Annotated in this window: 18 protein-coding genes; 5 read left to right on the forward strand and 13 right to left on the reverse strand. The window is 70.2% G+C overall.

Annotated elements, in window-relative coordinates; genetic code table 11:
* The first annotated feature begins 67 nt into the window (after positions 1 to 67).
* Positions 68 to 1,645 (forward strand): trypsin-like serine protease, encoded by a 1,578-nt coding sequence (locus ACZ5DS_RS22715; protein WP_468241410.1) that lies wholly within the window; start codon positions 68 to 70, stop codon positions 1,643 to 1,645.
* A gap of 139 nt (positions 1,646 to 1,784) precedes the next feature.
* On the opposite strand, the gene ACZ5DS_RS22720 is transcribed toward ACZ5DS_RS22715, so the two are convergent.
* Together ACZ5DS_RS22720 and ACZ5DS_RS22725 are read right to left on the reverse strand one after the other, a co-directional pair.
* The gene (locus ACZ5DS_RS22720) at positions 1,785 to 2,783 is read right to left on the reverse strand and encodes an inorganic phosphate transporter (protein ID WP_468241412.1); all 999 of its coding nucleotides are present in this window, start codon (positions 2,781 to 2,783) and stop codon (positions 1,785 to 1,787) included.
* A 7-nt stretch (positions 2,784 to 2,790) separates the two neighbouring features.
* Positions 2,791 to 3,411, reverse strand: coding sequence for a DUF47 domain-containing protein (locus ACZ5DS_RS22725; protein WP_468241414.1), 621 nt, complete (start codon positions 3,409 to 3,411; stop codon positions 2,791 to 2,793).
* Between the two features lie 205 nt (positions 3,412 to 3,616).
* On the opposite strand from ACZ5DS_RS22725, the gene ACZ5DS_RS22730 reads away from it, so the two are divergent.
* On the forward strand, positions 3,617 to 3,922 hold the full coding sequence (locus ACZ5DS_RS22730) for a metal-sensitive transcriptional regulator (protein WP_020940900.1): 306 nt from the start codon (positions 3,617 to 3,619) through the stop codon (positions 3,920 to 3,922).
* Between the two features lie 19 nt (positions 3,923 to 3,941).
* Here the strand turns inward: ACZ5DS_RS22730 and ACZ5DS_RS22735 are convergent, their stop codons facing one another.
* Together ACZ5DS_RS22735 and ACZ5DS_RS22740 are read right to left on the reverse strand one after the other, a co-directional pair.
* Positions 3,942 to 4,115, reverse strand: coding sequence for a hypothetical protein (locus ACZ5DS_RS22735; RefSeq protein ID WP_468241416.1), 174 nt, complete (start codon positions 4,113 to 4,115; stop codon positions 3,942 to 3,944).
* A gap of 109 nt (positions 4,116 to 4,224) precedes the next feature.
* Complete coding sequence (locus ACZ5DS_RS22740; RefSeq protein ID WP_468241419.1) at positions 4,225 to 5,103, reverse strand: SCO4651 family lipoprotein; 879 nt, start codon at positions 5,101 to 5,103, stop codon at positions 4,225 to 4,227.
* 144 nt (positions 5,104 to 5,247) lie between these two features.
* Here ACZ5DS_RS22740 and ACZ5DS_RS22745 point away from each other — a divergent pair, with 144 nt between their 5' ends.
* Positions 5,248 to 5,421 carry a hypothetical protein gene (locus ACZ5DS_RS22745; protein WP_468241422.1) on the forward strand — a complete coding sequence of 58 codons (174 nt, stop codon included), beginning with the start codon at positions 5,248 to 5,250 and terminating at the stop codon, positions 5,419 to 5,421.
* Positions 5,422 to 5,565: 144 nt separating this feature from the next.
* Here ACZ5DS_RS22745 and ACZ5DS_RS22750 read toward each other — a convergent pair whose 3' ends face one another.
* On the reverse strand, positions 5,566 to 5,859 hold the full coding sequence (locus ACZ5DS_RS22750) for a hypothetical protein (protein WP_468241424.1): 294 nt from the start codon (positions 5,857 to 5,859) through the stop codon (positions 5,566 to 5,568).
* Between the two features lie 290 nt (positions 5,860 to 6,149).
* Here ACZ5DS_RS22750 and ACZ5DS_RS22755 point away from each other — a divergent pair, with 290 nt between their 5' ends.
* Positions 6,150 to 6,893: a class I SAM-dependent methyltransferase gene (locus ACZ5DS_RS22755; protein WP_468241427.1), complete on the forward strand. Its 744-nt coding sequence runs from the start codon at positions 6,150 to 6,152 to the stop codon at positions 6,891 to 6,893.
* A 19-nt stretch (positions 6,894 to 6,912) separates the two neighbouring features.
* On the opposite strand, the gene ACZ5DS_RS22760 is transcribed toward ACZ5DS_RS22755, so the two are convergent.
* The 4 genes from ACZ5DS_RS22760 to mshD form a co-directional block, all read right to left on the reverse strand.
* Entirely contained in the window at positions 6,913 to 7,335 is a 423-nt protein-coding gene (locus tag ACZ5DS_RS22760; protein ID WP_468241429.1) for an NUDIX hydrolase, read from the reverse strand.
* Positions 7,336 to 7,354: 19 nt separating this feature from the next.
* A complete protein-coding gene (locus tag ACZ5DS_RS22765) occupies positions 7,355 to 8,443 on the reverse strand; it encodes a CHAD domain-containing protein (RefSeq protein ID WP_468241432.1) in 1,089 nt (362 codons plus the stop codon).
* On the reverse strand, positions 8,424 to 10,778 hold the full coding sequence (locus ACZ5DS_RS22770; protein WP_468241434.1) for an RNA degradosome polyphosphate kinase: 2,355 nt from the start codon (positions 10,776 to 10,778) through the stop codon (positions 8,424 to 8,426). The genes ACZ5DS_RS22765 and ACZ5DS_RS22770 overlap by 20 nt, the downstream gene beginning before the upstream one ends.
* Positions 10,779 to 11,254: 476 nt before the next feature.
* A complete protein-coding gene (gene mshD, locus ACZ5DS_RS22775; RefSeq protein WP_468241437.1) occupies positions 11,255 to 12,181 on the reverse strand; it encodes a mycothiol synthase in 927 nt (308 codons plus the stop codon).
* Positions 12,182 to 12,353: 172 nt separating this feature from the next.
* On the opposite strand from mshD, the gene ACZ5DS_RS22780 reads away from it, so the two are divergent.
* A complete protein-coding gene (locus ACZ5DS_RS22780) occupies positions 12,354 to 14,147 on the forward strand; it encodes a bifunctional metallophosphatase/5'-nucleotidase (RefSeq protein ID WP_468241439.1) in 1,794 nt (597 codons plus the stop codon).
* Positions 14,148 to 14,184: 37 nt separating this feature from the next.
* On the opposite strand, the gene ACZ5DS_RS22785 is transcribed toward ACZ5DS_RS22780, so the two are convergent.
* From ACZ5DS_RS22785 to ACZ5DS_RS22800, 4 genes are all read right to left on the reverse strand, one after another.
* Complete coding sequence (locus ACZ5DS_RS22785; protein WP_468241442.1) at positions 14,185 to 14,796, reverse strand: PH domain-containing protein; 612 nt, start codon at positions 14,794 to 14,796, stop codon at positions 14,185 to 14,187.
* A gap of 270 nt (positions 14,797 to 15,066) precedes the next feature.
* Entirely contained in the window at positions 15,067 to 15,300 is a 234-nt protein-coding gene (locus tag ACZ5DS_RS22790; protein WP_468241444.1) for a hypothetical protein, read from the reverse strand.
* A 151-nt stretch (positions 15,301 to 15,451) separates the two neighbouring features.
* The gene (locus ACZ5DS_RS22795) at positions 15,452 to 16,894 is read right to left on the reverse strand and encodes a HAMP domain-containing sensor histidine kinase (RefSeq protein ID WP_468241446.1); all 1,443 of its coding nucleotides are present in this window, start codon (positions 16,892 to 16,894) and stop codon (positions 15,452 to 15,454) included.
* Complete coding sequence (locus ACZ5DS_RS22800; protein ID WP_468241449.1) at positions 16,891 to 17,625, reverse strand: response regulator transcription factor; 735 nt, start codon at positions 17,623 to 17,625, stop codon at positions 16,891 to 16,893. Before ACZ5DS_RS22800 ends, ACZ5DS_RS22795 begins: the two co-directional genes overlap by 4 nt.
* Positions 17,626 to 17,648: the final 23 nt, after the last annotated feature.

Below are 17,648 nucleotides of genomic sequence, written 5' to 3' on the forward strand. Positions count from 1 at the left end.
ACTCGCCTGCCTCCCACCCCCCATCCCACATGCATCCCGCATGCATCTCGCAGTCTCAAGGAACTTCATGTCCGGCTCCCGTCCGCACACCCCGAGGACCAGCGGCCTGATCGCCGCCGCAACCCTGGCCGCCGCCGCCCTGTCGGCCACGCCCGCGACCGCCTTGTCGGGCCCGCAGGCCCCCGACGCCATATCCACCACCACCGCAAGGCTTGATGTCGGCGGCCAGCGCGGCTGCTCGGCCGTGCTGGTGGCTCCGCAGTGGCTGCTGACGGCCGCGAGCTGCTTCGCCGACACCCCGGGTGGCACCCTCGCGTCCGGCGCGCCGAAGCTGAAGACGACGGCCACCATCGGCGGCGCCGCCCAGCAGGTGGTGAACCTGGTGCCGCGCACCGACCGCGACGTGGTGATGGCCCAGCTGGCCACGCCGGTCAGCGGCATCACCCCCGTTCCGGTGGCCGGCACCACGCCTGCCACCGGGGACGAGGTCCAGGCCGCCGGGTATGGGCGTACGCGCGACGAGTGGGTGCCCGACCGGGTGCACGCGGCCACCTTCACCGTCCAGAACGTGGGCGCCACCACCGTGGATCTGGCGGCGAAGTCCGACGGCGCCGCGGTCTGCAAGGGCGACACCGGCGGCCCCGCGCTGGGCACGGCGAACGGACGCACTGTGGTCGTAGGGGTCAACAGCCGGTCCTGGCAGGGCGGTTGCCTGGGAACCGACCCGGCGGAGACCCGCACCGGAGCGAGCGCCGCCCGGGTCGACAATCTGGCGGGCTGGGTGCAGCAGGTCGCCTACGGCCCCACCTTCGCGAACGCCCCGTGGAAGCACGCCGTGCAGATGACCGCCGGCTACTACACCGGCGGCTCGGCGGGCGGCAGCCGCCACATGGACCTGATCGTCGTCTGGGACGACGGCGAGGTCACGCTCTACCGGGGCGGCGAGGCCAACGACCCCGCCCACCCCTTCTCCGCCGAGTACCAGCTGGCGCCCCCGAAGAGCATCTGGGCCAAGGCGCTCTCCGTCACCAGCGTCAACACCGGCGGCGGCACGGACGGCCTCGTGGTGCGCTGGATCGACGGCGAGATGACCCTGTACACCACCGTGGATGCCAAGGGGTTCCACGGCGAGAAGCAGCTCGCCCCGGCGAAGAACGAGACCTGGAGGGACGACGCCTTCCAGCTGGTCGGCGGCCGCTTCACCGCGGGCGGTCACCGCGACGACCTGCTGGTGGACTGGAAGGACGGCCACGTCTCCGTCTTCAACGACCTGGCGGTCAACGGCCTGAAGAAGCAGACCCAGGTCGTCGCGAAGAACACCACATGGCCCCACGCCACCCAGCTCACGACCGGCTCCTTCACCGGCAAGACCACCGATGACCTGCTGGTGCGCTGGTCCGACGGCGAGACCACCATCTACCCCGGCATGAACGGCAAGTCCCTGCCCGGCGAGATCAAGATCCGGCCCGCCAAGCCCGACAAGTCGAACTGGGCCGACGCCACCGTCGTCGCCGCGGGCGCCTTCACCACCAACACCGCCGCCGACGACATCCTCGTCCGCTGGAGTGACGGCCACGTCAGCCTCTTCCCGGGCGTGGACGCCAAGGGCCTGCACGACGAAGTCCGGCTCGCACCGGCCAACTGACGCAAGGGACACAGCTCCCGAGGGCCGTAACTGCACACCTATTACCCGCAGTACCAACGAAAACGCCCACCCCCTTGGCCGGCATTTCAGCCGACCGAGACGGGTGGGCGGGTGGGCGGGTGGGCGAAGAAAAGGGCGGTTACAGCACCGTCAGGTTGAGGAGGCCGAAGGACAGGGCCGCCACCAGCGCCGCCGCCGGCATCGTGATGAACCAGCCCAGGACGATGTTCTTGGCCACGCCCCAGCGGACGGCGTTCACTCGCTTGGTCGCGCCCACGCCCATGATGGCCGAGGTGATCACGTGGGTGGTGGAGATCGGCGCCTTGAAGAGGAACGCCGTGGTGAACATGATCGACGCGCCGGTCGTCTCCGCCGCGAAACCCTGCGGCGGGTCCAGCTCGATGATCTTGCGGCCCAGCGTGCGCATGATGCGCCAGCCGCCGGCGTAGGTGCCGAGGGACAGCATCAGCGCGCAGACGATCTTCACCCACACCGGGATCGGGTCGCCGTAGGTCGCGTGGCCGGAAATCACCAGGGCCATCACCACGACACCCATCGTCTTCTGGGCGTCCTGGAGGCCGTGTCCGAGGGCCATACCGGCCGCCGACACCGTCTGCGCTATACGGAAGCCCCGCTTCGCCTTGTGCGGGTTGGACCGGCGGAACAGCCACAGGATCGCCGTCATGACCAGGTAGCCGACGAGCAGGCCCACGACCGGCGACACGAACATCGGGATGACGATCTTGTCGAGGACGCCGTTCCAGAGCACCTCCGTGCCGCCCGCGAGCGCCGCCCCGACCAGGCCGCCGAAGAGGGCGTGGGAGGACGAGGACGGCAGGCCGAAGTACCAGGTCAGGAGGTTCCAGACGATCGCGCCGAGGAGGGCGGCGAACAGGATGCCCATGCCCTTCGAGCCGTGGGGCGTCTCGATCAGGCCTTCGCTGACCGTCTTGGCGACCCCGGTGCCGAAGAAGGCACCCGCGAGGTTCATCACCGCGGCCATGGCGAGAGCCGCCCGCGGGGTCAGCGCCCGCGTCGACACCGACGTCGCGATCGCGTTCGCGGAGTCGTGGAAGCCGTTCGTGTACGTGAAGAAGAGCGCGACCAGGATGGTCACGACCAGGGCGAAGGTGTCCATCGACGCCTCAGGACTCCTTGACGGCGATGGTCTCCACCGTGTTCGCCACGTGCTCGAACGCGTCCGCCGCCTCTTCCAGCACGTCCACGATCTGCTTGAGCTTGAGCACCTCGATCGCGTCGTACTTGCCGTTGAAGAGGTGCGCCAGCAGCTTGCGGTGGATCTGGTCCGCCTGGTTCTCCAGACGGTTCACCTCGATCCAGTACTCGGTGAGGTTGTCCAGCGTCCGCAGGTGGGGCATCGCCTCGGCCGTCAGCTCGGCGGCCCGCGCCAGCACCTCGATCTGCTGCTCGACGCCCTTCGGAAGTTCCTCGACGTTGTAGAGGACGACCAGGTCGACGGCCTCCTCCATGAAGTCCATGATGTCGTCCAGGGACCCGGCGAGGGAGTAGATGTCCTCGCGGTCGAACGGCGTGATGAACGAGGAGTTCAGCTGGTGGAAGATCGCGTGCGTGGCGTCGTCACCTGCGTGTTCCGCGGCCCGCATACGCTCTGCGATCTCGGCCCGGGCAGACGCGTCCGCCCCGAGCAGTTCCATCAGGAGTTTCGAGCCGGTGACGATGTTGTCCGCGGATGCGGCGAACATGTCGTAGAAGCTCGTCTCCCTGGGGGTCAGACGAAAGCGCACAAGGGTTCCTCGGGGTGCTTCGGTTTCAGTCAGGCTGATGCTAGGCGCATCATCCGGCCACGGCTACGGGCCGTCCTCCAGTGTCGCCCATGAGGCACAGTGATCAGCACGGGGGCGTTCCAAGGGCCCTTTACCCAGCAGAATTCGTTACCATATACCCGCTAGGGGTATGTATCCGCAGCTCGTCCCGAGATGGAGGCCCGCGATGACGACGACCGAGGCCGGCGCCACGCACGGTTACCACAAGCAGAAGGACGAGCACCTCAAGCGGCTGCGCCGGATCGAGGGCCAGATCCGCGGCCTGCAGCGCATGGTCGACGAGGACACCTACTGCATCGACATACTCACCCAGGTCTCCGCCTCCACCAAGGCCCTGCAGTCCTTCGCCCTCCAGCTGCTGGAGGAGCACCTGCGGCACTGCGTCGCGGACGCGGCCCTGAAGGGCGGCGACGAGATCGACGCGAAGGTGGACGAGGCCACGAAGGCGATCGGGCGGCTCCTGCGCACCTGAGCTGCAAGGGTCTGCTGACTCACACCTCGGCGGCTGCCCGCTCCTCATCCACCCGCAGCACCTCGTCGATGCTCTCCAGGCTCAGCCGGTCCTCGGCGGCCGAGGCGGCGATCATCAGCTCTCCGCACAGCTCGATCTCGGCGAGGGCGACGTGGTCCTGAACTGCCGTACCGCCGACCGGAGCCACGTGCATCACCTCTTCTCTGCCGTCACCGACTTCCTAGAGTAGGGAGCGGCCTACACACCGCGCATGGCACGGACGGGCTAGTTCGGGGGTGGTGTCCCGGACTAGACGACAGGGCCTAGTGCGATGGCTGATTCTCGGCCCCGCTCTCGGCGATGCGGCCCGCGTAGATGTCCTTCGGACTCGGCAGGCTCACGTTCGCGGGGGCGCCGAAGTCGTACAGCAGTGTGGTCGAGGCGACCGCCACGGCGGCCTTCTCCCGGCCGTTGACGAAGCTGAAGCGCTGGCGCAGCTTGCGGATGCGGCCCTGGTCGTCCAGGTAGGCGTCGAACGGAACCTCGGCCGTGGCGAACCCTTTCGCCGCCGCTGCCAGTGACGCCCGGTCGTCCGGCGAGGCGTGCTGCGACGCCTGGGACAGGTCGGCCGTGCCCCGGTAGTGCCGTACCGGGGTCCCGGCGACCTCCGTCCGCCCCACGTACGTCGCCGTACGCGTCCCGCGCAGTACCTCCGCCGCGGCGTACGGGTCCGTCGCGCCGCCCGTGACGAGGTTGCCGTCACTGAGGCTCGCGGTCTCCACCCGCACCCATTTGTCGGCGGGCACGCCCGCGCCCCGGTTCTTCATGAACAGGGCGCCGGGGGAGAGCAGTTCGGTGATGGGCCGGTGCTCGGCGGTGCCCGCCGGGTCCTCCGGCAGGACGACGGTCAGCTGCCCGAGCCGGCGCCGGTAGTCGTAGACGCCCTTGCCGCGGATGGTGACCCGGGTGCCGCCCGTCGCCATCTCCATGGAGGTGGTGGCCTTCGAACTGCCTGCGTCGCGCAGGGTGTCGGCGGCGCGCTGCAGGGTGGCCACCGGGTCGCCGCCCGCGCCGTTCACGCCCTCCGCCGCGGCCCCGCTGGTGGAACACCCCGTGGTGCCCACTCCGAGGCCGACCGTGATCCCCAGGATCCCCACCGCGACGACTGTCCTGCCTGCGCGCCCTTGCTGCCGCCGATCCATGGCCTGCCTACCCCCAGCCGGTACGTCCGTCACGGGCCCCCTGTCGTTCCGGTTAACGACGGGTAGGGGGTGCCGTCACGCGCTGCCGCGGGCTGGGAAAGGGCATACAACCCCTTTATCCGCGCGGTCGGTAACGTTGTCACCGTGGCAGAGCAGGAGGGGCCGGAGCGAGTCCGGCAGGCGCAGGAGCACCTCACCACGACGATCGAGCAGGGCCGCTTCTGTCTGGCCCGCTGCATCTGCGGCTGGCGCGGCCCGGCCCGCCGGGCGCGCAGCCAGGCGAGAACGGACGCGCAGGGGCACCTGACGGGCCTGTGAGGGCCTGGAGGCCCGCCGGGCCACCACCCCCGGGAGCCCCGAGAGCCCCGGAAGCCCCGGAAGCCCCGGAAGCCCCGGGAGAGGAGCCCCCCGCGGACTCGTCGCAGGGGGCTCTGTCGCCTGTCCGGTCGGCCAATGCGACGCTCAGAAGGCGCTGCTGTTGCAGCCCATGGTCGATCCGATGTGAGTGCTCTGTGCGCCCGGGTCGCCCTCGCCGTTCAGCGCGTTGCCCAGCGCGCCGTTGATGAGTCCGAGCTCGCCGATGACGTCGAGGTTCAGGTCGTGCGACTTGCAGTTGGCACTCTGCATGGCACTCCAGCCCCCGCCCCCGTGCTCGCCGCCCCCGCGCTCGCCGTCGGCGTGAGCGGTGCCGGCGCTCACTAGTCCGACACTGCCGAGGGCGGCCACCAGGACGGCGGCCTTGCGAAGCTTGTGCATGTCATCTCCATGGAATGAGTCGATACGATCTGCCACAGATCGACCTCTTACAGTCACGGAGATTAGTGTGAATCTAGTATCAAACGGACAGTGACACGCCGATTCTGCGATCTTCGTAGCGGCAGCGCCCAGACGTCTCCCAGACGGAGCCACGCCACAGGTGCTGTTGGGTGATACGAGGGTCACCCGGCCAACTTCTTTGTGTCATCTGTCAGTACGGCGGTCAGACAGGGGCGGAGGAGACTCTCTGCCACGACCGTGACCGGACGAAGCACAGAAGGGGGCGGCACGTGAGCGTGCAGCAGTATGACGAGATCGGCGAGGCATTCGAGGGATTCAAGTCCCTGCCGCTGATACGTTACGGGGAGGTGCCGAGCTTCCTCGGCATGGTCGGGGACGTGACCGGCAAGTCGGTTCTCGACCTGGCGTGCGGCACCGGTTTCTACAGCAGGGAGCTCAAGCGGCGCGGCGCCACGGATGTGCTCGGTGTCGACATCTCCGTCGAGATGATCGCCGCCGCGCGGGAGATCGACCGGCGTGACCCGCTGGGTATCCGCTACGAGGTCGGTGACGTGACCGAGCTGCGGCCTGTCGACCCGCGCTTCGACATCGCGCTGGGCGTGCAGTGCCTCAACTACGCCGAGGACATCGCGGCGATGGAGCGGATGTGCCGCAACATCCACCGGAGCCTCGTGCCGGGCGGAGAGTTCTTCGTGTTCGCCCAGAAGCCCGACTACCGGTTCGACTGCCCGTCCCTGGACAAGTACGGGTTCCTCTGCGAGCCGACCGGCGAGGAGATCGAGACGGGTCCGCGGGTGCGGGTCACCGCTCTCCTCGACCCGCAGCCGATCAGCATCGTCTCCACGGCCCCGCGCCGCGAGGTCTACGAGAAGTGTCTGCAGGCGGCCGGGTTCACTGCGGTGGAGTGGGTTCCGCTGCAGGTGTCCGAAGCGGGCATCAACGAGTTCGGCGAGGACTTCTGGGCGGACGTCCTCGCGCACCCGCCGCTGGAGATGCTGCGCTGCCGCGCCTGATCGGCCGGGGAAGGCCCCGCTAGGCCCGTTCGTCGAGGCCGATGACCGCGAGCGCCGGAGAGATCAGCTCTCTGTCCCGCTCATAGGTCAGGCGTTCGCGGGCCTCGTCCGGCGGTAGCCAGACCAACTCGCTCACCTCGTCGGTGGGCGAGAAGGCTCCGCCGGTCGACTCCGCGGTCCAGTACATGACTTCCTTCTTCCGGCCCGCGTTGTCGACGTAGCGGAGGGTCGGCAGGTCCGATCCGAGCCGGCAGGTGTGGCCGGTCTCCTCCTGCACTTCGCGCAGGGCTGCCGCGCGGGCCGTCTCGCCCTTCTTCAGCTTCCCTTTGGGCCAGGACCAGTCGGACCACTTCGGCCTGAAGACCAGGGCCAGCTCGACACCGCCCGAGAAGGAGCGGCGCCACAGCACGCAGCCGGCTGCCTGGACCAGGGTGTTGTTCACACCGCCTCCTCGGGAGGGTTCAGGGTGCGTTGACCGTCTGCTTCTGCCACGCCTGCTGGAAGGCGAACCTGGCCGCCTCCACCTCGTGCCGCTGGTCGGCGTGGAGCACGCCGAGCGCGTACGCCGTCGCCGGCGCGATGCGGGGCGTGCGGGCCGCCTGCGCGGCCGCGGCCGCCGCCTCCGAGGCGTCCCGGTGCCGGTTCAGGGCCTGGCCCGACGCCAGCAGCCGTACGTCCACGGGCGTGCTGTCGCCGTAGAGCACCTCGCGGGCGTAGCGGTGCAGGCGCAGCAGCAGGCGCACCTGGTGCCAGGGGCCGTCCTGGGGGTGCGGGGACGGATCCGGGGACAGGCCGTGGACCAGGGCCTCCGCGTTGTAGGGGTGGCCCGCGGTGAGCAGCGGGAGACCGGCGATGGCGTCCGTGAGGCGTTCCTCGGCGGCCGCGGCGAGGGGACGCAGGTCGGTGGTGGGGGCGGCGGGGGTGAGGGGGACCTCGCTGGCGAGTACGGCGACCTTGTCGGCGACCGCGTGGAAGCGGGAGGAGCCGAGGGCCTGGAGAGCGGTGGAGTGGGCTCGGGTCCGGGCCAAAGTCAACTGGCGCTCCAGCAGGGCGCCCGCTTTTGCCGCGCCCACGGTGAGGTTGCCGCGTTCGGGGGTTGCCGTCTGCTGGGCAGGGCCACTGGTGCTGGAAGCTGCCGCCGCGCCCACCCGCGCCGCCCCGGCGGCCACCGCCTGTGCGGGCAGGGTGGTGGAGCCCGACAGCCGGTGCAGGGCCAGCAGCAGTCGTTCCAGGCGGGACTCGTACGCGTGCTCAAGGCCCAACGTGCCGGAGAGCCAGGCGAGTTCCGGGCGCATCTCCTCCGACCAGTCCGCCTCCAGGAGGGGGCGGAAGGTGTGCAGGCTGCCGCTGATGCGGCGGGCCGAGCGGCGCAGGGCCCGGGCGGCGTCGACGGACTCCTCCGTGCCGCCGGCCGGGCCGCCGCCCGTCTCGCGGTGCAGCCGCAGCGCGCGCAGGAACTCCGTTGCCTGGGCGCGCAGATAGCCCGCGAGGGCGTCCCCCGTCACCGCCGAGGCCGTGGGGTCCGTCGGGTCAAGGTGTTGCTGTGCCACGCCGGCGCCTCCGGGCGTCTATGAGCATCTCCTGAACGTTGCGCAGGGGCTGTCCGTCGCCGTCGGTCGCGCGCCGGGTCCACTCGCCGTCGGGGCCGAGGTGCCAGGAGGCGGTGCTGTCGGACATGCCGGTGTCGAGCAGCCGGTTCAGAGCTGCCCGGTGGCCGGGGTCGGTGACCCTGACCAGGGCCTCTATCCGGCGGTCGAGGTTGCGGTGCATCATGTCGGCGCTGCCGATCCACACCTCGGGCTCGCCGCCGTTGCCGAAGGCGAACACCCGGGAGTGCTCGAGGAAGCGGCCGAGGATCGAGCGGACCCGGATGTTCTCCGACAGACCCGCGACGCCCGGGCGGACGGCGCAGATGCCCCGCACCCAGATGTCCACCGGTACGCCCGCCTGCGACGCCCGGTAGCAGGCGTCGATGACCGCCTCGTCGACCATCGAGTTGACCTTGATGCGGACGAAGGCCGGGCGGCCCGCGCGGTGGTGCTGGACCTCCTTGTCGATCCGCGAGACCAGGCCGTCGCGCAGGGACTTGGGGGCGACGAGCAGCCGGCGGTAGGTCTCACGGCGGGAGTAGCCCGACAGGCGGTTGAAGAGGTCCGAGAGGTCCGCACCGACCTGCGGGTCGGCCGTCAGCAGGCCCAGGTCCTCGTACAGGCGCGCCGTCTTCGGGTGGTAGTTGCCCGTGCCGACATGGCTGTAGCGGCGCAGGGTCTCGCCCTCCTGGCGGACCACCAGGGACAGCTTGCAGTGGGTCTTCAGACCGACCAGGCCGTACACGACGTGGCAGCCGGCCTCCTCCAGCCGCTTCGCCCACTTGATGTTGGCGTGCTCGTCGAAGCGTGCCTTGATCTCGACCAGGACGAGGACCTGCTTGCCGGCCTCGGCGGCGTCGATGAGCGCGTTGACGATCGGGGAGTCGCCGGAGGTCCGGTACAGGGTCTGCTTGATCGCGAGGACGTCCGGGTCCTCGGCCGCCTGCTCCACGAAGGCCTGCACGGACGTCGAGAAGGAGTCGTACGGGTGGTGCAGCAGGACGTCCCGGCTGCGCAGGGCCGCGAAGATGTCGGGCGGGGACGCCGACTCGACCTCGGCGAGGTCGCGGTGGGTGCCCGCGATGAACTTCGGATACTTCAGCTCGGGGCGGTCGAGGCCGGCGATGCGGAAGAGACCGGTGAGGTCCAGGGGACCCGGCAGCGGGTACACCTCGGCCTCGCTGATCTTCAGCTCGCGCACCAGCAGGTCGAGCACCTCGCGGTCGATGGACTCCTCGACCTCCAGGCGCACCGGCGGCCCGAAGCGGCGCCGCATGAGTTCCTTCTCCAGGGCCTGGAGCAGGTTCTCGGCGTCGTCCTCCTCGACCTCCAGGTCCTCGTTCCGGGTCAGGCGGAAGGCGTGGTGCTCCACCACCTCCATGCCCGGGAACAGCTCCTCCAGGTGCGCGGCGATGACGTCCTCCAGCGGGACGTACCGGCCGGGCGCGGCCTCCAGGAAGCGGGACAGCAGCGGCGGCACCTTCACCCGGGCGAAGTGCTTGTGGCCGCTGACCGGGTTGCGTACGACGACGGCCAGGTTCAGGGACAGGCCGGAGATGTACGGGAACGGGTGCGCGGGGTCCACCGCCAGCGGGGTGAGGACCGGGAAGATCTGGTGCCGGAAGAGCGTGAAGAGGCGCGCCTGCTCCTTCTCGGTCAGCTCGCTCCAGCGGACCAGGTGGATGCCCTCCTCCGCGAGCGCGGGGGCGACGTCCTCGTGGTAGCAGGCGGCGTGCCGGGCCATCAGCTCGCGGGAGCGGGCCCAGATCATCTCCAGGACCTCGCGGGGCTGGAGGCCGGAGGCCGAACGGGTGGCGACGCCGGTGGCGATACGGCGCTTCAGACCGGCCACCCGGACCATGAAGAACTCGTCCAGGTTGCTGGCGAAGATCGCGAGGAAGTTGGCGCGCTCCAGCAGGGGCGTGTTCGGGTCCTCGGCCAGCTCCAGAACACGTTCGTTGAACGCGAGCCAGCTGCGCTCCCGGTCGAGGAACCGGCCCTGGGGCAGTGGAGCACCGTCACCCTGCGACTCCTCGTACGCGTCGAGGTCCGCATCGATGTCGGGTTCCAGGTCGGAGACGTTCGCCGCCACGGTGTGCGACCGGTGCGCGGCGATGGAGCCCACGGAGGGCTGGACGTGCTGGATCTCTGCCTGGGTGTCTTGCTGACTCATGACCCCATTCTTCCGCGCCACGAGCGAGACGGGCGCGTCGGAACGTGCGGGCGGGAGCGACACTGTCCCGTTTATCGCGGCCCGCTCGGGGGGCGGCGAAGGCTCTGGCACGACGGGGTTCATTGGGTGAGGGTCGCAAGACCGTCTGAATCGATGGTTACGGAGACATGACGTGCGGGAAATCGAGGGGCGGCTCGAAGGCGACCTTGACGCGGAAGTGACGATCGCGTACCCGAGTGAACGACGGTCCCGCCGAATACGACGATCCCGTACGTCTCTCCCCCCGTGGAAGGGACGTACGGGATCGTCGTGCGCCGGTCGGCCAGGTGGCCGGCGCCGTCATGGTCAGGACGATGCCGGTTTCCACCCACTGCGGCGGCCAGAAGTGGGACGCGGGGTGGTAGACGGCGAAAGAGCCGTCGGCGTTCCGTCTTCACCCGCCAGGCGCTGCGGGTGGCGGGCGCGGTGACCTCGCCCAGATACACAACCCGGCCGGTCAGCGCGGCGGCCTCGACGGCCTCGCGGGCCGTCGGCAGCCGGTCGCGGGGCCGCAGCAGGCCGAGGCGGCCGCCCCTCCTGTCGGCTCCCGTATGTCTACGTCACGTCTCGGTGCGGTACATCAGGTCGGTCTCGTGCGTCATGAACCCCAGCCGCTCGTAGACCGTCACCGCCGCCTTGTTGTCGGCGTCGACGTAGAGCATCGCGGTCGGCAGTCCCTGCGCGGCCAGGTGGCGCAGGCCGATCGTGGTCAGGGCCTTGCCGAGGCCGCTGCCCTGCTCGCGGGGATGGACCCCGAGCACGTACACCTCGCCGATCCCCTCCTCGGCGTGCACCTTGGTCCAGTGGAAGCCGACCAGCTCGCCGCCGCGCTCGGCCAGGAAGAACCCGGCCGGGTCGAACCACGCTTCGGCCTTGCGGTCGTCCAGGTCGCGCTGGGTCAGCGAGCCCTGCTCGGGGTGGTGCGCGAAGGCGGCCGCGTTCACGGCGAGCCAGGCCGCATCGTCCTTGCCGGGCTCGAAGGTGCGCACGCTCACGCCCTCCGGCAGCCGCGGGTCGGGCAGCTCCAGATCGGTCAACGACCGCCGCATCTGGCGCAGTTCGCGGAAGAGGGTGAGCCCCAGGACCTGGGCGAGGTGCCGCGCCGCGGAGTGCCCGCCGTGCGCCCACACCCGCAGCCGCTTGCCGGACGCGGCGAGCAGTGCCGCGCCCAGCGCCCGCCCGTGCCCGTGCCCGCGGTGCGCGGGGTGGACGACCAGTTCGGCGGCCGGCGCCTCCACCGGGTCGGTGTCCTCCAGCTGGGCGTAGCCGACGAGTTCGTCCCCGAGGGTCAGCAGCAGATGCGACACGCCGGGGCGGGCGCCCCCGCGCAGCTGGAGGCGCCCCTGCTCCGACACCGGCTGCTGGCCGTCGACGCGGACGGCCTCGGCGAGCAGTCCGAGCACGGCCTCGACCTGCCCCGGATCCAGTGCGGAGTGGGTCTCGATGGCGCGGGAGGAGAAGGACCGCAGGGTGTCGTCGCTGCTCATGCGTACGAGGGTACGGGGCGGCCGGGGTGAAGTGTTGACAGCGCAGCAGGTAAAGGAATCGGCAAAGGGAAACCAGGATGTAACCCGGAACCTCCTGTTGCGCTACGCGCGTTGACCCTAGGCTGCGCCGCGCACGGGCCACGTGCCCCAGTCGACCCACAGGGGGGTTCCCATGCCAGCCGCGCCCCGGCGCACCAGACGTCGTACGTATGCATTCCTCGGGACGGCCGCCGCTCTCGCCACGGCCGCCGCCCTGGTCGCCGCGCTGCCCGCACAGGCACACGCCGACCAGGGCGGGCACGGGCGCCCGAGCCGTTACCAGGACGTCCAGCTCCTCTCCTTCAACGACCTGCACGGCAACCTGGAGCCGCCGTCCGGTTCCTCCGGCCGGGTCACCGAGCGCCAGCCCGACGGCACGACGAAGACGATCGACGCGGGCGGCGTCGAGTACCTCGCCACGCACCTCCGCCAGGCCCGCGAGGGCCACCCGTACTCCATCACCGCGGCCGGCGGCGACATGGTCGGCGCCTCCCCGCTGCTGTCCGGCCTCTTCCACGACGAGCCGACCATCGAGGCCCTGAACCAGCTGGACCTGGACGTCACCTCGGTCGGCAACCACGAGTTCGACGAGGGCGCGACGGAGCTGGCCCGCCTGCAGAACGGCGGCTGCCACCCGAAGGACGGCTGCTACACGGACGAGGAGTTCCAGGGCGCGGACTTCCCCTACCTGGCCGCGAACGTCCTGGACGACAAGACCGGCAAGCCGATCCTCAAGCCGTACTGGATCTGGAAGAAGAAGGACGTCCGGATCGGCTTCATCGGCGTCACCCTCGAAGGCACCCCGAACATCGTCTCCGCCGCCGGCGTCAAGGGCCTGACCTTCAAGGACGAGGTCGAGACGATCAACAAGTACGCCAAGGTGCTCCAGCGTCAGGGCGTCCAGTCGATCGTGGCCCTGATCCACGAGGGCGGCTTCCCGGCCTCGGGCGCGTACAACTACGACTGCGACTCCCCGGCCGCGGGAGGCGGCATCTCGGGTCCGATCACGGACATCGCGAAGAACGTGACGCCCGCCGTCGACGCCCTCGTCACCGGCCACACCCACGCCGCGTACGTCTGCACGATCCCGGACCCGTCGGGCCGGCCCCGCATGGTCACCTCGGCGGCCTCCTTCGGGCGTCTTTACACGGACACCACGCTGACGTACGACCGCTACACCGGCGACATCGCGCGTACGGCCGTGAAGTCCGCGAACCACGTGGTCACCCGGGACGTCCCGAAGGCCGCGGACATGACGGACCTGATCTCCCGCTGGAACACCCTGGCGGCGCCCATCGGCAACCGCGCCATCGGGTACATCTCGGCCGACATCAACAACACCGGCACCGAGTCCCCGATGGGCGATCTGATCGCCGACGCGCAGCTCGCCTACGGCCGGGAGCTGGACCCGAGGACCAGCCTCGCCCTGATGAACCCGGGCGGCGTCCGGGCCGGCCTGACCTACCAGGCCAAGGGGGCCGAGGGCGACGGAGTCGTCACCTATGCCGAGGGCTTCACGGTCCAGCCCTTCGCCAACACCGTGAACCTCCAGGACTTCACCGGCGCCCAGCTGATCCAGGTGCTCAAGGAGCAGGTGAGCGGGGCCAACGCGGCGGCCCCGAAGATCCTCCAGCCCTCGGCCGGCCTCACCTACACCCTGGACCTCACCAAGACCGGCGCGGACCGCGTGGTCACCGACTCCATCCGTCTGAACGGCGCCGCCATCGACCCGACGGCCACCTACCGCGTCGCCACCAACAGCTTCCTGGCGGGCGGCGGCGACGGCTTCCCGACGCTGGGTAAGGGCACGAACGACCTGGTGGGCGGCGACGACCTGGGCGCCCTGGAGAAGTACCTGACGGCACACTCGTCCGCCACCTCGCCGCTCGCGCCGCCGGCGGCGAACCGGATCGCGGTCGTCCAGTAAACCCGCTGCGGTTCCGAAACAGCCCTGAGAATCTCTCTCAGGGCTGTCCGGGCCAGGGCACCATGATCACGAACGAGGCGACCAGAGCCGCCACCACCCCCACGACGGTCACCCACATCCACGCCTTGCGCTGCCTGGCCCGCCGCAGGATCCGCTGTTCGACCTCGGGCCGGTGCTCGCAGGCCATGCCGTGCCGCCAGGCGGCGCTGCGCAGGTCGGCGACCTCGGCGTAGGGGTCGTCGACCTGCCAGTCGTTGAGGTGGGGGAGGAGGAAGCGGCGGCCTTGGAAGTCGTAGAGGTAGGCCGGCCGGCGGGGAGCGATGTTGAAGGGGTCGTCGCCGGTGGACTCGATCCGGATGTCGTAGACGTCGGGCCAGGCCCAGGTGCGGGTCCGTACCGCCCCCTGTTGCGTGATTGCGTCGGCCGTCACCAGAGTGTGTGCCCGCAGTTCGTACACCGCCTGCCGGCCGATGCCCACCACCAGGGCCACGCAGAACGTCGGTAGCCACCAGTGGGGAATGACGTCGTGGGTGCGATACATCTGGAACACGGCGTTGCCCAGAAGGAGGAGAGACAGCAGCGCGGCCTTTCGGGGCCGTTTCCTTGCTCTGCGGTACTTCCGGGCCAACGCCAAGCCGCTCTGGTCCATCGAAACCCTCCCCCCCGGCGCACCGAACGGGTGCGCGACCGAGGAGAGGGTACTCCCGTCTCCGCCCAGCTCAGGAGGCGGTCGGGGTCCAGTCGCCCAGCCGGTCCGCGGGCCGGAGCAGTGGGCGCAGCCCTTCGGACATGGTCGGCAGGGCGGTCAGGGACAGGGATCCTGCCCGTGTTCCTGACCGCCCTGAGGGTGGGTGGACTTCTTCGATGTGCGGTTGTGCGGTTGTGCGGTTGGCGGGCAGGAACTGCCGTCGCTTGTCCGTCAGTTGCAGAAGTTGAGGAGGTTGAGGATGCCGGCGCCACACATGTTTTCGTCCCCGCCGCCACCGCCGTAGGCGGGGGCGGCTTTTGTGGCGACGTGTGTGACGGGGGTTGCGGCCATGGCGGATGTGGCAGTTGCCAGCCCCGCCGCACAAGCGATGCCCAGGGTGGCACTCACCGCGAATACTCGCGGAAACCGGGAAACAGCCTTCTTGGGGTGAGGTGTAGTGCTCATGAACTCACCATGCACACCCGCACAACCAGCCGCTCGCCGAGCGCATCCGGGCGGGTGAGGCGCCTGCCTTCGAAGCCCTGTCTCCGGCTACGGCGCATGGAAGACCCCCAGATCGTGGTGGAGCAGATCTTCTGGCTCGGCGCCGAACCCCCTACGGCACCTCCGGCGGAGCCGTAGCCGCCCCCGGCAGCAGTACCGTCGCCACGGTCCCGCCGCCCTCCGCCCGTGCCAGGGTGACCTCGCCGCCCGCCTGCTGGACCGTGCGGGCCACGATGGACAGGCCGAGGCCCGAGCCCGGCAACGCACGCGCACTCGGGGAGCGCCAGAAGCGGTCGAAGACGTGCGGGAGTTCGTCCTCCGGGATGCCGGGGCCGTGGTCGCGGACCGTCAGTACGCCCTCGCTCAACTGCACCTCGATCGTGCCGCCCTCGGGGCTGAACTTCACCGCGTTGTCGAGGATGTTGACGATGGTCCGCTCCAGTGCGGAGGGCTCCGCCCGGACGAACCAGGGCTCCAGGTCCGCGGTGATCGTCAGCTCCGGGCCGCGCAGGCGGGCGCGGCGCAGGGCGGCTTCTACGGTGTCCTGGAAGGAGACCACCTGGACCCGCTCACCGCGCTGGCCCTCCGAGCGGGACAGCTCCTGCAGGTCGCCGATCAGCGCGGCCAGCTCCGTCATCTGCGCCTTCACGGAGGCGAGGAGTGCCTTGCGGTCCTCCGGGGGGAGCGGGCGGCCCGTCTCCTCGCTGCGGGTGAGCAGTTCGATGTTGGTGCGCAGGGAGGTGAGAGGAGTGCGCAGCTCGTGGCCGGCGTCGGCGATCAGCTGCTGCTGGAGGTCGCGGGAGCTGGCCAGGGAGGCGGTCATCGAGTTGAACGACCGGGACAGGCGCGCGACTTCGTCCTCGCTGTCGTCGTCGACCGGGATGCGGATGGTCAGGTCGTCCGTGCGGGCCACGTGCTCCACGGCCTCGGTGAGCTTGTCGACCGGGCGCAGGCCCGCGCGGGCCACGGCGAGACCGGCCGCCCCGGCTCCGACGACTCCGATGCCGGAGACCAGCAGGAGGACGAGGGCGAGGTCGTTGAGGGTCTTCTGGGTGTCCTTGAGGGAGAAGGCCGCCATCATGGCGATGCCCGGGTAGGGCTGGATCGTGGGGCCCAGTCCCACCGGGACACCCATGGTCATGACCCGGACGTCGTTGCCCTCGCTGTCGGTGCTGTTGTGGAAGATGCGCTTGTTGAGGTCGAGGCCCTTCGCCGCCTCCCGGTCCGTGCTCGTCACCTTCACCGTGCCCTCGGACTGCGTCACGACACAGGTTTTGCCGTTCACCGTCACGACCTGGAGGTACACGAACGACTGGCGGCTCTGTGAGCCGTTCGGGGACTGCGGGCACGTGGCCAGCAGATCGGTGACGTAGTCGGCGGACAACGGACGGATGCCCTGGAGCCGGTCGTCCACCTCGTCGTACAGCTTCTGCTCCACGATGAACCAACACGTCACCGAGACCGCCGCCACCGCGAACGCCACCGCCGCCGCCACCAGCAGGGCCAGGCGGGACCGGATCGGCAGCGTCCGGTAGCGGCGCACCAGCTTGCTCACTCGGCGCCGCCCTGGCGCAGCACGTACCCCACACCCCGGACCGTGTGGACGAGGCGCGGCTCGCCGCCCGCCTCGGTCTTGCGGCGCAGGTACATGACGTAGACGTCGAGGGAGTTGGAGGAGGGCTCGAAGTCGAAGCCCCAGACCGCCTTCAGGATCTGCTCGCGGGTGAGGACCTGGCGCGGGTGGGCCATGAACATCTCGAGGAGCGTGAACTCCGTGCGGGTCAGTTCGACCTGACGGCCGCCCCGGGTGACCTCGCGCGTCGCCAGGTCCATGCGCAGGTCGCCGAAGGTCAGCGCCTCGTCCTCCTGGGCCTCGGGGGAGACCGCCACCGCGTAGGAGCTGCGGCGCAGCAGCGCGCGGATGCGGGCGAAGAGTTCGTCCAGTTCGAAGGGCTTGACGAGGTAGTCGTCGGCGCCCGCGTCCAGCCCCGTCACGCGGTCGCCCACCGTGTCGCGGGCCGTCAGCATCAGGATCGGGGTGGTGTCCCCCGCGCCCCGGATACGGCGCGCCGCCGTCAGCCCGTCCATCCTCGGCATCTGGATGTCCAGGACGACCAGGTCGGGCTTGTACGCCGCGGCCTTGTCCAGCGCGTCCGCGCCGTCGACCGCGACCTCCGTGTCGTACCCCTCGAAGGCGAGGCTGCGCTGGAGCGCCTCGCGGACGGCGGGCTCGTCGTCGACGATCAGGATGCGCTGGGGGTCACGGTCGCCTTCGGCGGGGCTCATCGCTCGCGATTCCTCGGGGTGCG

It is taken from the genome of Streptomyces sp. NPDC031100, from assembly GCF_055570785.1.

What these genes read in the sequence shown, in the direction of transcription:
- ACZ5DS_RS22715 (WP_468241410.1), top strand. Translation starts at nt 68, where the DNA reads ATGTCCGGCTCCCGTCCGCACACCCCGAGGACCAGCGGCCTGATCGCC.
- ACZ5DS_RS22720 (WP_468241412.1), bottom strand. Translation starts at nt 2,783, where the DNA reads ATGGACACCTTCGCCCTGGTCGTGACCATCCTGGTCGCGCTCTTCTTC.
- ACZ5DS_RS22730 (WP_020940900.1), top strand. Translation starts at nt 3,617, where the DNA reads ATGACGACGACCGAGGCCGGCGCCACGCACGGTTACCACAAGCAGAAG.
- ACZ5DS_RS22735 (WP_468241416.1), bottom strand. Translation starts at nt 4,115, where the DNA reads ATGCACGTGGCTCCGGTCGGCGGTACGGCAGTTCAGGACCACGTCGCC.
- ACZ5DS_RS22740 (WP_468241419.1), bottom strand. Translation starts at nt 5,103, where the DNA reads ATGGATCGGCGGCAGCAAGGGCGCGCAGGCAGGACAGTCGTCGCGGTG.
- ACZ5DS_RS22750 (WP_468241424.1), bottom strand. Translation starts at nt 5,859, where the DNA reads ATGCACAAGCTTCGCAAGGCCGCCGTCCTGGTGGCCGCCCTCGGCAGT.
- ACZ5DS_RS22770 (WP_468241434.1), bottom strand. Translation starts at nt 10,778, where the DNA reads ATGAACCCCGTCGTGCCAGAGCCTTCGCCGCCCCCCGAGCGGGCCGCG.
- mshD (WP_468241437.1), bottom strand. Translation starts at nt 12,181, where the DNA reads ATGAGCAGCGACGACACCCTGCGGTCCTTCTCCTCCCGCGCCATCGAG.
- ACZ5DS_RS22780 (WP_468241439.1), top strand. Translation starts at nt 12,354, where the DNA reads ATGCCAGCCGCGCCCCGGCGCACCAGACGTCGTACGTATGCATTCCTC.
- ACZ5DS_RS22785 (WP_468241442.1), bottom strand. Translation starts at nt 14,796, where the DNA reads ATGGACCAGAGCGGCTTGGCGTTGGCCCGGAAGTACCGCAGAGCAAGG.
- ACZ5DS_RS22790 (WP_468241444.1), bottom strand. Translation starts at nt 15,300, where the DNA reads ATGAGCACTACACCTCACCCCAAGAAGGCTGTTTCCCGGTTTCCGCGA.
- ACZ5DS_RS22800 (WP_468241449.1), bottom strand. Translation starts at nt 17,625, where the DNA reads ATGAGCCCCGCCGAAGGCGACCGTGACCCCCAGCGCATCCTGATCGTC.